Genomic DNA, 14,591 nt, shown 5'->3' on the forward strand with positions numbered 1-14,591 from the left:
CCGCCCCACGCCTTCGCCTCACTCCTGCACGCACCATGTCCTCCGCGCCCTTCACGGTTCTGATTCCCGCCCGCCTGTCTTCCAGCCGCCTGCCGGGCAAGCCCCTGGCCGACATTGCAGGGCTTCCCATGGTCGTGCGCGTGGCACAGCGCGCCAGCCGCAGCGGCGCCGCACGGTGCGTGGTCGCAGCCGATGACGAAAGCATCCTCGCCGCCTGTGCCGCGCATGGCGTGGCGGCCGTGCTCACGCGCAACGACCATGCCAGCGGCAGCGACCGACTGGCCGAGACCTGCGCGCTGCTGGGTCTCGATGGCGATGACATCGTGGTCAATGTCCAGGGCGACGAGCCGCTGATCGCCCCCGAACTCATCGACGCCGTGGCCGCCCTGCTGCCCCGGCAACCTTCGGCCAGCATGGGAACGGCGGCGCATGCCATTGACAGCCTTGCCGACTTCGTCAACCCGAACGTGGTCAAGGTCGTCTGCGATGCCCAGGGCATGGCCCACTATTTCAGCCGTGCGCCCATTCCCTTCGCGCGCGAGCATGCGGACCAGGCATGGTGGGAGACGGCATCGGCAGCGTTGGGCCACCCCGGCTTCGCACCGCTGCGCCACATCGGCATCTACAGCTATCGCGCCGGCTTCCTGCGCAGCTTCCCCCAGCTTTCCCAGGCACCCACCGAGGCACTGGAGGCCCTGGAGCAGTTGCGTGCGCTGTGGCACGGCCACCGCATCGCCGTCCATGTCACACCCCATGCACCCGGCCCTGGCGTGGACACGCGCGAGGATCTGGAGCGGGTGCGCGCCCAGCTGTCCAATCCGTCGGCCTGAATCGGCCGGCCGCTGAAAACGCACAAATGGCGATGCCGGGCATCGCCATTTGCAGCAACACCGCCCATGCGGTTTTGTCGGACAGCAAAACGCAGGTTTTGGCGATTGCACAGGCGACAGTTTTGCCCCGTGCGTGTAAGCCAGTGTTGGCCCTGTGCGTGCTATCCTTGCCCGCGACAAAAATATGACGCATGGACTGTCCGCCCCGGTGGGCCGATCCGGCAGACAAGAATTTCTACTCTCCTCAAGGACTTCCATGAAACTGATTTTGTTGGGCGCACCCGGCGCCGGCAAAGGCACGCAAGCCGCTTTCATCTGCCAGAAGTACGGCATTCCCCAGATCTCCACCGGTGACATGCTGCGTGCCGCCGTCAAGGCCGGCACGCCCCTGGGCCAGCAGGCCAAGGCCGTGATGGACGCCGGCCAACTGGTCAGCGACGACCTGATCATCAATCTGGTCAAGGAGCGCATTGCCCAGCCCGATTGCGCCAACGGCTTCCTGTTCGACGGATTTCCCCGCACCATTCCCCAGGCCGACGCCATGAAGGCCGCCGGCGTGAAGCTGGACTACGTGCTCGAGATCGATGTGCCCTTCGATGCCATCATCGAGCGCATGAGCGGCCGCCGCTCCCACCCCGCTTCGGGCCGCACCTACCACGTCACGTTCAACCCGCCCAAGGTCGAAGGCCTGGACGACGTGACCGGCGAGCCGCTGGTGCAGCGCGAGGACGACAAGGAAGAAACGGTCAAGAAGCGCCTGGACGTCTACAGCAGCCAGACCCGCCCGCTGGTGGACTACTACCGCGCCTGGGCCGAGAAGGAAGCCGCAGCAGCCCCCAAGTACCGCGCCATCAGCGGCCTGGGCTCGGTGGAAGACATCACCCAGCGCGCCCTGGCAGCACTGGCTGAATGACGCAGGCCATGCGCCAGACCCCAGAAAAGCACCCGCCGGGTGCTTTTTTGTTGCCCGCCTGCATCTGAAGCGCCGGCGACGCCCGGAGGATCAGTCGCGCGGCTGCGCGGCCAGCGCCAGCATCATGGCAATCCGCGCCTTGGCCACGGGCAGTTGGACCAGATCGGCCTCTGCGGGGTCCGTGCCAAGCCCCGAGGCAACGGGCAGGCCTTCGGCGCAGCGCGTGCCCCGCCAGATCCAGACGCCTTTGTCGCGCGCACGCAGCAAGGCCGCTTCCATGCTTTCGTGAACGGTCGCATTGCCCGTGCCGGCCACCACGATGCCGCGCACGCCTGCGGCCACCAGCGCATCCACGCCGCAGGCACGCGCCAGAGCACCGCTGAACACCACCTCGACCCAGGGCAGCTCATCCAGCGCCAGCAGGTCAGACAGAGCGGGAGCGGAAGTCACCATCCGCGCAACGGGGGCGACTGGCGTGACCGGCGCATCAGGCACCAGCCAGCGCACGCGTCCTTCCTCCACCACGGCCTGCGGGCCACCTTCCATGGAGCGCATGGCCTGCAGTCGGTAAGGGTGGACTTTTTGCACCTGGGCCGCCGCATGCACTTCGCCGCCGGCCACCACCCACACACCGCTGCGCCCGCCGCTGGCGGCCACGGTCACGGCATCGCGCAGATTCTGCGGTCCGTCGGCCAGCAGGGCCGTGGCCGGGCGCATGGCGCAAGTGAGCACGATGGGCTTGGTGGCAGGCAGCAGGCTGTGCAGCAGCCAGGCCGTCTCTTCCAGCGTGTCCGTTCCATGCGTGATCACCACGGCGCGTGTATCCGCATCCTCCAGCGCCTGCGTGCAGGCACGCAGCAACGCGCGCCACACGGGCCAGTCCATATCCTTGCTGTCCACCTGCGCGATCTGCTGCGTCTGCACAGGCCCCAGCGCCTGCTGCTCCAGATCCGGCACGGCATCGAGCAGCGACTGCACCGTGATCTGTCCGGCCTTGTATCCCACTGCCTGCGACTGCGAATCCGCCCGGCCGGCGATGGTGCCGCCCGTGCCAAGAATCACCAACTTTGACTGCCCCACTTGCACCTCTTGGAAAACTGGTTAAAAATACAGATACTGTATAAATCATCAGATGACTTCTCTGCCTGCCATCTGAATTCAAGGACCGGACGCACGCCATGCTCGACCATCCCAAGCTCACCGCCCGCCAGCAACAGATCCTGGACCTGATCCAGGCCGCCATCTCCCGCACGGGCGCGCCCCCCACCCGCGCGGAAATCGCCAACACGCTGGGCTTCAAGTCCGCCAACGCAGCAGAGGAACATCTGCAGGCCCTGGCCCGCAAAGGCGTGATCGAACTGGTCAGCGGCACCTCCCGCGGCATTCGCCTGCGTACCGACACCGTGCGCAACATCAATGCCGCACGCGGCACCAGCTTCGGGCTGCCGCTGTCGGCCCTGGCGCCGCTGATGCTGCCGCTGGTGGGCCGCGTTGCGGCGGGCTCGCCCATTCTCGCCCAGGAACATATCGACCAGACCTATTCCGTCGAACCCAGCCTGTTCCAGGTCCGCCCGGACTATCTGCTGCGCGTGCGCGGCATGTCCATGCGCGACGCGGGCATCATGGACGGCGATCTGCTGGCCGTGCAGTCCGCGCATGAAGCCCGCAACGGGCAGATCGTCGTGGCACGCCTGGGAGATGAAGTCACCGTCAAGCGCCTGCGCCGCACCACGCAGGGCGTGGAGCTCCTGCCGGAAAACCCCGATTACCCGGTGATCCGCGTCGCTCCCGAAGAGGCCTTTGCCATTGAAGGCCTGGCCGTGGGGCTGATCCGCAACAGCATGTCCATGTAAACCGGACAGGCAGCCCTGCACGGGTTGCCACCCCCTACTTCATGCACCGCCCAGGTGGTAGGCGCGAAGCCTTGCAGCTTCGCCCTGGGCGGAGCTTTGCCCGCAAACCGCAATCCTGCCTGTGTCCATGCCTCTTTGAAATACGCCAACAGGAGTCGTCACATGGGATTCGCTCTGCCAACACTGTCTTCTCTGTCCTTCCTGCGCCTGGCACAGGGCATTCGCCTGCCCGCCGCCGCCATGGAGCCCGCCATGCGCACCATCCAGCCCGAATCGCCTGTGCAATCCGAGCAGGCGACCATCCTGTCCTTCAGCAAGGCCCGCCGCCGCAGCCAGCAGCGGCGCAGCAAGTCAGCACGGCTACCAGAACACAGGGATGCGCAGCTGCTGCTGCCCCTGCAACCCGAACTGCCCTCCCTTCCGGCAGATCAGGCCCTGCCTTCGGGTCTGCGCATCATCCAGCGCTCGCCGCAGGAGCAGCCCGAATGCCTGTTCATCTCGGGCCGCATGGCCGATGTCTGTGCCGCCCTGGAACGCATGGAAGCGCACGGCGCGCAGACACCGGCCTGAGGTCGCCCTGAGACCAACCCGTCCACCCGGTCTGCGAGAGCCCGGGCCTGTCTCTTGCCTTGCCCAGCGGCAGGGGCTGCGCATCAGGCCCTGACAGCCGCCGGTGCAGCACTCCCCTCGCTGCGCCGATTGCGCATGCACCACGCCTGCGCCGCGGCAACGCACAGAATGCACAGCACGACGCTCAACGAAAAACGCAGTCCGCGCGCATCGGACAGCATGCCGAACAACGGCGCCACCATGCCGCCTATCGACATGGCCAGCCCCAGGGTCAGCCCGCTGGCCGTGGCCTGGTTGCGCGGCAGATAGTCCTGGGCCAGCGTGACCTGGGCGGCAAACGGAAGAAACATGCACACGCCCAGGGCCATGGTGCAGGCCAGCGCCATCCATGGCGTGGAGGCCAGGGCCAGGGCCGCCAGAGCAGGCAATGCCAACAGGTAGCCGGCGCGGATGGCCTGCATGCGCCCCCGGCGATCTGCAAGCGTGCCCCCCAGCAAAGTGCCCACCGCCGCAGCGGCTGTGAATGAGGTCAGCGTGGCCGCTCCCATGAAGTCCGAGCCGCCCAGCTCGCGCGTCACGAACATGGGCAGGGTGGACAGCACCGTCACATAGGGAATCGACCAGCAGACGATGACCCCGCACAACAGGAAGAAGGCGCGCCAGTGGTTGGCCGGCAATTCGCCCTGCGCCACGGCCGGGCGCCGGATGGCGCAATGGTCCTTGGCTCCATCCCGCCAGGTACATGCATACCAGAGCACCAGCATGGCTGCTGCAGGCAGGGCCAGCATCCAGCTGCGGTGCAAGGCGCCTGCGCCCACCACGGCCGCCGCCAGCATGGGAGCGAACGATGCCCCCGCCGTTCCGCCCACCGAAAACACGCTCATCGCCTTCTGCGAGCTGCCGCCCGCCATGCGGGCCGCCACCGTGGCGGACGGATGGTAGGCCGCGATCCCCAGGCCGCACAGCACGGCAGCCAACCAGCTGACCCAGTAGTCCGGGCTCATGCCCACCAGGGCCAGGCCCAGGGCGGCCACCACAAAGCCGGCCGGCACCATCCAGGGCCGTGGCGACCGGTCGGCATACAGGCCGAACAGCGGCTGGACCATGCTCGACAGGCCCGTGGCCGCCAGCATCAGGCCGCTGGCTTCCGTATAGCTGTAGCCGCGCTCCAGCACCATGAAGGGCAACAGCGCAGGAACCAGTCCCTGGTAGAGGTCGTTGATGGCATGCGTGCCCGTAAGCAGCCCCAGACGTGCGCGGTTCATGCCCTGCCTCCTGTCACGTCCGTCATTCTCGAAAGGGAAATCATCTCCATACCTGCCACTTTCCTGCGGATTGAAAGTGGGTCATCGTAGAAAGTGCATGATCTGCATTCCTGCTACGAAGCAACAACAATCGTCGAGAAAATGACAACCCGGCAAAGTGGCTCACTTTCCCATGCCCGCACACGCGCCTGCCTGGATGACGTGCCTGCGGCCGCTCCATTGCCCCCGCACGGCGAGCACACGGCCCGCCCGGTCGTGGCCTTTGCCACAGACATGGCGGCCGGCGCTGCCATCGCACCGCATGCCCACCGCCGCGGCCAGCTGCTGCATGCCACCGAGGGAGTGATGCTGATCCGCGCGGATTCGGGCAGTTGGGTCGTCCCCCCGGGATGCGCCGTCTGGGTTCCACCACAGGCCCTGCACGCCATCCACATGGCCGCCGGCCCCGTGGCCATGCGCACCGTGTTCGTGGAGCCGGGGCTGCGGCCCGGCCTGTGGCAAGACTGCCGAGTGATGCAGGTCACGCCCCTGCTGCGCGAACTCGTGCTGGAGGCCATCGAGCTGCCCATGGACTACCCGCTGGGCGGCAGGGAGGAGCGTGTCATGCAGTTGATCCTCGACGAAATGGAGCGCGCCCGCGCCCTGTCCTTGCACGTGCCCATGCCCCGGCATGGCGCCTTGGCCGCCTGCTGCCGCAGCTTTGTGGACGACCCATCGCAGGACGCCGGCCTGGCCAGTTGGGCACAGCGGCTGCACATGCATCCCCGCACGCTGGCACGCCTGTTCCTGCGCGAGACCGGCATGAACTTCGGGGCATGGTGCCGCCAGGCCCGTCTTCTGCTCAGCCTGCCCCGGCTGGCCGCTGGCGCCTCGGTCCTGGAAGTGGCGCTCTCCCATGGATACGACAGTCCCAGCGCCTTCACCGCCGTCTTCCGGCGCAGCTTTGGCGCTCCGCCCAGCGCCTACCAGCGCAATCGCCCGGCGCAGGGCCGGCGTGGAAGTTCCGCCAGCATCTCCCTGTAGCGCACATGCAACAGAAAGATACCCAGTCCTCAGGAGTAAAGCCTGCGTGAAAGATAATTGATAAGCATTCTTATTATCTTTTGCAACCGAGACCGCCACGTTGCCCATCTCGGCTTCTACGCCCGGCCTCCCCGCTTCTTTCGCACAAGCCCTCTCCGTGCACAGCCTCTACCAGAATCACCATCCCTGGCTGGAAAGCCTGCTGCGCAAGCGCCTGGGCAACCGTGACGATGCGGCCGACCTGGCCCAGGACACCTTCGTGCGCCTGCTGCGCTCGCCAGTGCCGCAGCAGGACATCCGCGAGCCCAGGCGCTACCTGGCCACCATCGCCCGCGGCCTGGTCACCGACCTGTTTCGCCGCCGCACGCTGGAGCAGTCCTATCTGGACTATCTTGCACAGCTGCCGCAGTCGCTGGCGCCTTCGCCCGAGGAGCAGGCCATCGTCCAGCAGACCCTGCTCGACGTGGACCGCATGCTCCAGGGCCTTGCACCCAAGGTGCGCGAAGCCTTCGTCCTGTCCCATTTCGAGGAACTGAGCTACCCCGAGATCGCCGAGCGCCTGGGCGTGTCGCTGCGCACCGTCAGCAACTACCTGACCCGGGCGATGGAGCATTGCTGCCTGGTCCTGGCATAGCCACATGGGCGAGGGATCTTTGGAAAGCAACGACCGACGGGCCTTGCATGAGGCCGCTGCCTGGCACGTGAAACTGCGCGGCACCGCGGTGACGCCAAGCCTGCAGCAGGCATGGACGGACTGGCACGAGGCCGACCCCGCCCACCAGCGCGCCTGGCTGCGCGTGCAATCCGTCACCGCACAGCTGTCGCATCTGCCCGCACCCTTGGCGCGCCAGGCGCTGGGCCGCCGCTCCGACCCCAATCGCCGTTCTGCGGTGCGTGCTGTGGCCCTTGGCCTGGGCAGCGGTGCCACGGCCTGGCTCGCCTGGAAAGGCGCGCCGCTCGAGCACTGGCAGGCAGCTCATCGCACCGCCACTGGCGAGCGCCGCGACCTGACGCTGCCCGACGGCTCCCTGGTGGCCCTGGATACAGCCACCTCCGTGGACGTGGCTTTCGACGACCGCCAGCGCCTGCTGCGCCTTTACCGCGGCCGCATCCTCGTCGCCACCGGGCCAGACGCACTGGGCCGCCCCTTCAGTGTGCAAACCCCGCAAGGCCATGTACTGGCCCTGGGAACGCGCTTCACGGTCCATGTCGCGGACGACGGCCTGTGCCATGTCAACGTGCAGGAAAAGACCGTGCGCCTGCAGCCCCTGGACAGCGAAGCCACCCCCACCGAGCTGCAGGCCGGGCAACACGCCGCCTTCTCGGCCAGCGCCGCCCAGCCACCCGCGTCTGCCGATCCCTTTGCCGCCAGCTGGCACGAAGGCGGACTGATCGCGCTGGACATGCCGCTGGGCCAGCTGATCGACGCCCTCGCCCGCTACCGGCCCGGCTACCTGGGCTGCACGCCCGAGGTGGCAGGCCTGCGTGTCTCGGGCGCCTTTCCCGTGGACGACACCGATCGCGCCCTGGCCGCGCTCGTCAGCCGCTTCCCCTTGCAGTTGAGCACCCGTACACGCTATTGGGTGCAAGTGCAGGCACGGTCTGGCGGGGATTGAGTAGGCGATCGAGGAGGCGTTCCAGTGGGCGAGCCGGCGGCCGCACGGCCTTTGCGGTCAGGCCCGCACATACGGGTGATGCACAACGTCGAAGCCCTCCTGTGCGCAAGGCGCGACAAAGTAGCTGGTGATCAGGTCGAACTGCTCATCGCTGGCCTGAAAGGGATGATCCCCCGCCGCATTGCGCGCACGCAGGCGCTGCTTGCAGACCTCATCGGGCACATCCAGGAAATGCAGGCGGTGGGAGGCACCCACCCTCTCGAACACGCTGCGCGCCCAACCTCTGCCTTCCAGCGTGTTGGCAGGAAAGTCCAGCACCACTGAAACGCCGGCATCCAGCAGCGCCTGCACATGCGCCCCCATCAATCCCTTGAGTCGCGCGCTGCAGCGCACGTAGTCGGCCACCGACTGCATCTCGCCGGGATACAAACCGGCCAGCCAGGAATCCTCGCTGACCAGCACCGTGCCGGGCTGCGCCGCCAGTTGCCGTGCCAGCGTCGACTTGCCCGAGCCGATCTTGCCGCAGACCATGTGCAGCGTGGCCGGCCGCGCAGCGCGGGAATCGGCTTGGGCGTCGTCCGCATGGCGGGACGGTTCGAGAACCTGCATATCCATCTCCTGAAAGGCTTGTGAAAACCCTGGAGGCGGAATGAAAAAACCCGCCTCCTCTGGGCGGGTTGCATGGCGCCGAAGGCCGCTGGCTAACCCACCATCCAATGGATGGTGCGAATAATCTGCGTTGCGTTCAGGCGGGCCATGGCGCACAGCATAGCGCAATCAGGGTGCCTCAATGGGCCACCATCCGAACCAGCCCCAGCCCCGCAAACAGCGCGGCAACGCCCAGCACCAGCGAACCCAGCGCATACAGCACGGAAGCGAGCCAGTCGCCGCGCTCGTACAGCATGCCGATCTCCAGCGCGTAGGTCGAAAACGTGGTGAAGCCGCCCAGAATGCCCGTGGTGATGAACAGCCTCGCACTCTGCGGCAGCGAAGTCTTGAGCGCAAACCACTCCACCACCACCCCCATCACGAAAGCGCCCAGCACATTGATCGCCAAGGTGCCCAGCGGATAGGCACTGCCCACCAGCCGCAGTGCAAGCAGGTTCGAACCATGCCGTAGCGCGGAGCCGAGGCCGCCGCCCACGAACACCAAAATGAAACCGTAGATACCCATGACCGTCCTTTCATCAAACAACCGGGACGGGCGCGCCGGGCAGGATCAAGACACGGCCCTGCCACCGGCAGGACACGCCCCACCAAGGCAGGAGCCATCAGCCCCTTGCAGGGCGGTTTCGGGAAGCTCCATTCCCATCGTGCAGCCATTGCTGCGGTGGTCGAGTTTACTCCGGGCAAGCGAGCACAGGCAGCCATCCCGTGGCGGCAATACCGACCCTGCATCCCTTGCAGCGGCCTATTGGAATAACTTAATCTCAACCGATTCACCGCACAGGGATACCATCACTCCCATTCATTCAACGAGATGCATATGCGCCTATTGACTCTGACAATCGTTGCGACATTTCTGGCTTTACCTGCCGCCGCCCAGGTCTATCAATGCAAGGATGTTTCTGGAAAACTGATTTTTTCAGACAGCCCCTGCAGCAGCGACCAATCCGGCGCACTGATACAGCGCAAAAATCGGACGATGAAATCTACCGCGAACGGGCCGAGGCCGCGGAGGCCAATGAGCGAAAGCAGCAGCGCCAGATGAACGAAATGCAGCAGCGCCAGATCGAGAGCCAGCAGCGCGTCATCGAACAGCAGGCCCGCAAGGCGAATGCTCCTGCACCGGAGCAGCTCGGCGCATCCTCCCAGTGCAAGGAGGCGCGCAAGGAGCTGGAATTCGTATCCAGCATTCGCACCCTTTCCCTGGATGAAAAACGGATACGCACCAATGCAGCAATCACCAGCGTCAATGCTGCATGCGGCTCCAATACGCCGCTGATGCAGGAACCACCGAAGCCGGTTTTCACACCGCGGGCGGCCCAGCCTGTTCCTCTATCCAGTTGCAATGGTGCACTTTGCTACGACAGCAATGGCGGAATCTACAACCGCAACGGCCAATTCATCAGTGACAGTCAAGGGCGGAGCTGCCGAATACTGGGTGGAACCATGATTGAGTGCGACTGAGCGCGGTCCATCACACTCTCGGCCTTCACCGGCTTCGCCGGCAGGTGGCAACCCCCAAGTCCCGTCTGACCAGGGGTCCGCAAGGCGTTGCAGGGTGTAATTCGCTGATACAGCTGCGCGGGCGACAGAGCGTGCCAGTGACCGGTTTCACCTGCCAGGGCTTGCCGGCATCTGCGCGGCTTGTGTAACCACTGCTGCTCGATCTGGCGCGGGCCGAAGCCTTCAGCCTCAAGCCCGGGGCTGCTTGAACGACAATGTGACCGTCGGGCCTCGGGGCCCTGGCTGCGCAAGCGTCACACAATAGTCAGGCAGGCCGGTTCAGGTAGGCGTTGATGATGCCCAGGGCAAAGCACAAAAGCGGATCAGAACATTTGCCGACAACCTCTTGCGCGGCAACCCGGAGATAAATCAAAGGCTTATGAGAGATTCACAGGCAATGAACATCATCATTCTTGACGACTACCAGGACGCCGTACGCAAGCTGGACTGTGCGCGGCTGCTGGAGCCGTTCAACGCCAAGGTCTTCACCAATACCGTCAAGGGTGTGGGCCAGTTGTCGGTGCGGTTGCGCGATGCGGACATCATCGTGCTGATCCGCGAACGCACGCAGATCAGCCGGCAGTTGCTGGAAAAACTCCCGCGCCTGAAGCTGATCGCGCAGACCGGCAAGGCCGGCGCCCATATCGACGTGCAGGCCTGCACCGACCAGGGCGTTGCGATTGCCGAGGGCGTGGGCTCACCCATCGCACCGGCCGAGCTGACCTGGTCGCTGATCATGGCGGCCACGCGGCGGCTGCCGCAGTACATCGCCAACCTCAAGCACGGCGCATGGCAGCAATCGGGGTTCAAGGCGGCGTCCATGCCCGCCAATTTCGGGCTGGGCAGCGTGCTGCACGGGCGCACGCTGGGCATCTGGGGGTATGGCCGCATTGGCAGGCTGGTGGCCCACTATGGCCATGCCTTCGGCATGAAGGTTCTGGTCTGGGGCAGCGAGTCCTCGCGCCAGAAGGCCCAGGCCGACGGCTTTTCGGCCGCTGCTTCGCGCGAGGATTTCTTTGCCGAATCCGATGTGCTGTCCATGCATCTTCGCCTGCATGAGGCCACACGCGGCATCGTCACGGCGCAGGATCTGGCGCGCATGAGACCCACAGCCCTGTTCGTGAACACCTCGCGCGCCGAACTGGTGGAGGCCGATGCGCTGCTGGGCGCGCTCAACCGTGGCCGCCCCGGCCTGGCGGCCGTGGATGTCTTCGAGAGCGAGCCCATTCTCCAGGGCCACGCACTGCTGCGGCTGGAGAACTGCATCTGCACGCCGCACATCGGCTATGTGGAGCAAGACAGCTATGAGCTGTATTTCCGCGCCGCCTTCGACAATGTGGTGAACTTCGCTGCAGGCCAGCCCAGCAACATCCTCAATCCCGAGGTGTTCTCAGGCCCGGCACGCGCAGGCTGAAGGCCGGGTCAGGCGGGCACCTCGCCCTTCACCCGCCTACCCGATCACGGATCAACGCCCCCCGCCCTGTACAGCATCGCCGCGTGCGGCACTCGCCCGGTGGGCCAGTTCGTCGGCCACGGCCTCGTAGACGGCTTGGCGCACCACCGACTCCACCTCTTCGCGCAGGCGCACGACGATGGATCGCGTCTGCTGCTGCACCACCGTGGCGATGGCATCGCGCAGGCGCTGGTCCAGCACCAGGTCCACGCGCTGCATGAGGCGATGGACCAGATACTCCTCGGTGACCTGCTGCGCGTGGCTGTCCCAGATGGACTCCATGGTGGGCAATGCACAGGCGGGTGATGCCCCAGGTGCTCCAGGTGCCGCAGATGCCGGATCCGGCTCGACCCCTTGCGTGGCAGCGTCGGCCTGCACCACCGGCGCGGCAGGAATGGCATCCTCGATCGATGCGGCCGGGGCCACCTCTGGCACATCGGCCGGTTCGGCAACTTCGGCCACTTCGAGCAGACGGCTCTCCTGGGCCAGCTGCATTTCCACGGACGGCGCACTGGGCGGCAAATAGTCGGAATGCACGGGCTGCACTGCAGGCCGCGGGCCCTGTCCAGGCGGCGCAGGCTCGGCGACCATGGACCGCTGGGGTTGCAGATCCAGGGGCAGCGGCGGCAGGGACGCGGGCATGGAAACCAGGCCACGGCGTGGCGCAAGCATGCCTTCGCTCGCCCAGGAATCGGTCTCGCCGCTGTGCGGCAGTTCGGACGCAGCGACAGCGGGCGGTTCTGCCACCGGCGACTGCGCCGCATCGACCGGCACGACATCGGTGAGCGTGGGAACAAAGCGTGGCGGGGTTTTGGAGGGAGCGCTCATGGCTTACTCCTTGAGGACCAGGTCATGGCGCTTGATGGAAATCCCCTGCGCCACGTAATGCTTCCAGCGCTGCCGGGCCAGATGCCGGTCTTCCTCATCGGTGACAGACACCACTTCAACGACACGCGCAAAGCGCTCGAATCCTTCTGGCACATCGCCGCCCAGATTGACCAGCATGTCGTGGTGCGGCGCGCTGTCCAGCCGCTCCAGCAGCACGATGGGCGAGAAGGCCACAATGCCGGCCCCATCGCCTTCGACGGCGTGGGCAAGGAAATCGGTGGGCGAGACACTCCAGAGCCTGGGCGACAAGGCCTTGAGCGACGCGGAAGATCCCAGCACCACCAGTTGCGTGCGATGCCGCAGTGCCTTGCGCGCAAGACGGCACACATAGGCCAGCTTGTCAGGCGCGTTGAAATGGAACGCCACTTCAGTCAAGCGACGCTCCTTTCGCGCAGGCCCGTGCGGATGGGGACGATGCCATCAGGCCTGCTCCGGCTGGACTGCAGCGGCTGCCTTGCGGCGGCTGGCAGAGCCGGCCTTGGGCGCCGCAACCGACTTGGGCGCGCCGGCCCTGGATGGCGCCTTGCCGGCATCGACGCTGGCCAGCAGGTAGTGCAGCAGCAGGCCCACGGGGCGGCCCGTACCGCCCTTGGCGGCGCCGCTCTTCCAGGCCGTGCCGGCGATGTCAAGATGAGCCCAGGGAATGTCTCCCACGAAGCGCTGCAGGAACTTGGCCGCCGTGACTGCGCCACCTGCGCGGCCTGCCACATTGCCCATGTCGGCGAAATTGCTCTTGAGGCCTTCGCCATACTCCTCGTCCAGCGGCATGCGCCAGCACGGGTCGAGCGCGGCATCGCCCGCCTGCTCCAGCGCACGGGCCAGCTCGTCGCTGGTCGAAAACATGCCGCTGCGCAGCCCGCCCAGGGCGATGACGCAAGCACCGGTCAGCGTGGCGATGTCCACCATGGCGCGGGGCTTGAAGCGGGCGGCGTAGGTCAGCGCATCGCAGAGCACGAGGCGGCCTTCGGCATCGGTGTTGAGGATTTCTATGGTCTGGCCACTCATGCTGGTGACCACGTCGCCCGGCTTGACGGCTGCGCCTCCGGGCATGTTCTCGGAGGCCGGAATGAGCCCGACCACGTTGATGGCCGGCTGCAGCTGGGCCAGCGCCTGGAACACGCCCAGCACGCTGGCGGCACCGCCCATGTCGAACTTCATCTCGTCCATTTCGGCGGCAGGCTTGAGCGAGATGCCGCCGGTATCGAAGGTAATGCCTTTGCCCACCAGCACCACGGGCGCGGCGCCCTTGGCGCCGCCGTTGTAGTGCAGCTCGATGAAGCGCAGCGGCTGCTCCGACCCCTGGGCCACGGCCATGAAGGCGCCCATGCCGAGCTTGGCGACTTCGGCGGGGCCGTGGATCTTGCAGCTGATGCCGGGCAGCTTGGCCAGGGCACGGGCTGCGTCGGCCAGCAGCATGGGAGTGGCGTGGTTGGCCGGGCGATTGGCCCATTCGCGCGCCAGGGCCATGCCTTCGGCCTGGGCCACGGCGATCTTGAAAGCGGCGGCGATGCCGCCCTTGTCGCCGGACTTGCCGGACGCGGCACTGGCGCCGGTCGCCGCGATCACCAGCTTCTTGAGCGCCACAGGCTTGGCCTGGGGCTTGGTGTGGGTATAGCTGTAGCAGGCATCGGCCGCGGCCACCACCGCTGCTGCAACAGCGCCACCCGTGGCCTCGAAGCCGAAGCACAGCACGGCCTTGCCAACGCCGCTTGCCTTGAGGGCCGAGCCTGCGCCTGCCACCGCCTGGCGCACGTCGCGGGCCGAGCCGCTGCCCGCGCCCAGCAGCACGACGCGGCGGGCGGCCACGGCCGGCAGGCCGTACAGTGCCAACTGCTTGCCGGCTGCCGTTTCGAAATCTCCGGCCTTGACCGCGTGAGCGACCAGGGTGGACAGCGCGTCGCTGCCCGTGGCCGTGGCTTCGGTCACCAGCACCAACAACAGGTCACACTTTTCACGTACTGCAGCGGCAGTCGTCAACGGCTTCAGTTCAAAGTTCATAATCGGCGTTTTC

The 14,591-nt window shown here is 66.4% G+C and carries 17 protein-coding genes and 1 riboswitch; of the genes, 10 read left to right on the forward strand and 7 right to left on the reverse strand.

Annotated elements, in window-relative coordinates:
• Positions 1 to 35: 35 nt before the first annotated feature.
• Both kdsB and adk read left to right on the forward strand, forming a co-directional pair.
• Positions 36 to 830, forward strand: coding sequence for a 3-deoxy-manno-octulosonate cytidylyltransferase (gene kdsB / locus ACRSCF_RS15650; RefSeq protein WP_034363893.1), 795 nt, complete (start codon positions 36 to 38; stop codon positions 828 to 830).
• Between the two features lie 256 nt (positions 831 to 1,086).
• Positions 1,087 to 1,743, forward strand: coding sequence for an adenylate kinase (adk, locus tag ACRSCF_RS15655; protein ID WP_016445898.1), 657 nt, complete (start codon positions 1,087 to 1,089; stop codon positions 1,741 to 1,743).
• 90 nt (positions 1,744 to 1,833) lie between these two features.
• On the opposite strand, the gene ACRSCF_RS15660 is transcribed toward adk, so the two are convergent.
• A complete protein-coding gene (locus ACRSCF_RS15660) occupies positions 1,834 to 2,823 on the reverse strand; it encodes an asparaginase (RefSeq protein WP_034363891.1) in 990 nt (329 codons plus the stop codon).
• A 98-nt stretch (positions 2,824 to 2,921) separates the two neighbouring features.
• Here ACRSCF_RS15660 and lexA point away from each other — a divergent pair, with 98 nt between their 5' ends.
• Together lexA and ACRSCF_RS15670 are read left to right on the forward strand one after the other, a co-directional pair.
• Positions 2,922 to 3,596: a transcriptional repressor LexA gene (gene lexA / locus ACRSCF_RS15665; RefSeq protein WP_016445896.1), complete on the forward strand. Its 675-nt coding sequence runs from the start codon at positions 2,922 to 2,924 to the stop codon at positions 3,594 to 3,596.
• Between the two features lie 162 nt (positions 3,597 to 3,758).
• Complete coding sequence (locus tag ACRSCF_RS15670; protein ID WP_016445895.1) at positions 3,759 to 4,166, forward strand: hypothetical protein; 408 nt, start codon at positions 3,759 to 3,761, stop codon at positions 4,164 to 4,166.
• Between the two features lie 83 nt (positions 4,167 to 4,249).
• Here ACRSCF_RS15670 and ACRSCF_RS15675 read toward each other — a convergent pair whose 3' ends face one another.
• The gene (locus tag ACRSCF_RS15675) at positions 4,250 to 5,431 is read right to left on the reverse strand and encodes an MFS transporter (protein WP_034363889.1); all 1,182 of its coding nucleotides are present in this window, start codon (positions 5,429 to 5,431) and stop codon (positions 4,250 to 4,252) included.
• 141 nt (positions 5,432 to 5,572) lie between these two features.
• Between ACRSCF_RS15675 and ACRSCF_RS15680 the strand changes: the two genes are divergently transcribed.
• From ACRSCF_RS15680 to ACRSCF_RS15690, 3 genes are all read left to right on the forward strand, one after another.
• Positions 5,573 to 6,454 (forward strand): AraC family transcriptional regulator, encoded by an 882-nt coding sequence (locus tag ACRSCF_RS15680; protein WP_046239634.1) that lies wholly within the window; start codon positions 5,573 to 5,575, stop codon positions 6,452 to 6,454.
• A 157-nt stretch (positions 6,455 to 6,611) separates the two neighbouring features.
• Positions 6,612 to 7,088, forward strand: a complete 477-nt coding sequence (locus ACRSCF_RS15685) for a sigma-70 family RNA polymerase sigma factor (protein WP_017405010.1) — start codon at positions 6,612 to 6,614, stop codon at positions 7,086 to 7,088.
• Positions 7,089 to 7,092: 4 nt separating this feature from the next.
• A complete protein-coding gene (locus ACRSCF_RS15690; RefSeq protein WP_034363887.1) occupies positions 7,093 to 8,070 on the forward strand; it encodes a FecR domain-containing protein in 978 nt (325 codons plus the stop codon).
• A gap of 57 nt (positions 8,071 to 8,127) precedes the next feature.
• On the opposite strand, the gene ACRSCF_RS15695 is transcribed toward ACRSCF_RS15690, so the two are convergent.
• Together ACRSCF_RS15695 and crcB are read right to left on the reverse strand one after the other, a co-directional pair.
• The gene (locus ACRSCF_RS15695) at positions 8,128 to 8,679 is read right to left on the reverse strand and encodes an AAA family ATPase (RefSeq protein WP_016445890.1); all 552 of its coding nucleotides are present in this window, start codon (positions 8,677 to 8,679) and stop codon (positions 8,128 to 8,130) included.
• 178 nt (positions 8,680 to 8,857) lie between these two features.
• Complete coding sequence (gene crcB / locus ACRSCF_RS15700) at positions 8,858 to 9,244, reverse strand: fluoride efflux transporter CrcB (protein ID WP_016445889.1); 387 nt, start codon at positions 9,242 to 9,244, stop codon at positions 8,858 to 8,860.
• A gap of 81 nt (positions 9,245 to 9,325) precedes the next feature.
• A riboswitch (Fluoride riboswitch) is annotated at positions 9,326 to 9,389 on the reverse strand.
• A 167-nt stretch (positions 9,390 to 9,556) separates the two neighbouring features.
• On the opposite strand from crcB, the gene ACRSCF_RS15705 reads away from it, so the two are divergent.
• The 3 genes from ACRSCF_RS15705 to ACRSCF_RS15715 all read left to right on the forward strand — a co-directional run bounded on the left by ACRSCF_RS15705 (position 9,557) and on the right by ACRSCF_RS15715 (position 11,653).
• Positions 9,557 to 9,781 (forward strand): DUF4124 domain-containing protein, encoded by a 225-nt coding sequence (locus tag ACRSCF_RS15705; RefSeq protein ID WP_244451691.1) that lies wholly within the window; start codon positions 9,557 to 9,559, stop codon positions 9,779 to 9,781.
• Positions 9,682 to 10,200: a DUF4124 domain-containing protein gene (locus tag ACRSCF_RS15710; RefSeq protein WP_410172269.1), complete on the forward strand. Its 519-nt coding sequence runs from the start codon at positions 9,682 to 9,684 to the stop codon at positions 10,198 to 10,200. Before ACRSCF_RS15705 ends, ACRSCF_RS15710 begins: the two co-directional genes overlap by 100 nt.
• A gap of 436 nt (positions 10,201 to 10,636) precedes the next feature.
• Positions 10,637 to 11,653 (forward strand): D-2-hydroxyacid dehydrogenase family protein, encoded by a 1,017-nt coding sequence (locus ACRSCF_RS15715; RefSeq protein WP_016445887.1) that lies wholly within the window; start codon positions 10,637 to 10,639, stop codon positions 11,651 to 11,653.
• Between the two features lie 51 nt (positions 11,654 to 11,704).
• Here the strand turns inward: ACRSCF_RS15715 and ACRSCF_RS15720 are convergent, their stop codons facing one another.
• Genes ACRSCF_RS15720 through ACRSCF_RS15730 form a run of 3 tightly spaced genes read right to left on the reverse strand, consistent with a single transcriptional unit; the run spans position 11,705 to position 14,578 of the window.
• Positions 11,705 to 12,520, reverse strand: a complete 816-nt coding sequence (locus ACRSCF_RS15720) for a hypothetical protein (protein WP_034363884.1) — start codon at positions 12,518 to 12,520, stop codon at positions 11,705 to 11,707.
• Positions 12,521 to 12,523: 3 nt separating this feature from the next.
• A complete protein-coding gene (locus ACRSCF_RS15725) occupies positions 12,524 to 12,955 on the reverse strand; it encodes a DNA polymerase III subunit chi (RefSeq protein ID WP_034363882.1) in 432 nt (143 codons plus the stop codon).
• Positions 12,956 to 13,000: 45 nt separating this feature from the next.
• Entirely contained in the window at positions 13,001 to 14,578 is a 1,578-nt protein-coding gene (locus ACRSCF_RS15730) for a leucyl aminopeptidase (protein WP_244451692.1), read from the reverse strand.
• Positions 14,579 to 14,591 lie beyond the last annotated feature (13 nt).

Origin of the sequence: Delftia sp. 11MD, assembly GCF_050907895.1 — a bacterium.
GTDB lineage: Bacteria > Pseudomonadota > Gammaproteobacteria > Burkholderiales > Burkholderiaceae_C > Comamonas > Comamonas tsuruhatensis.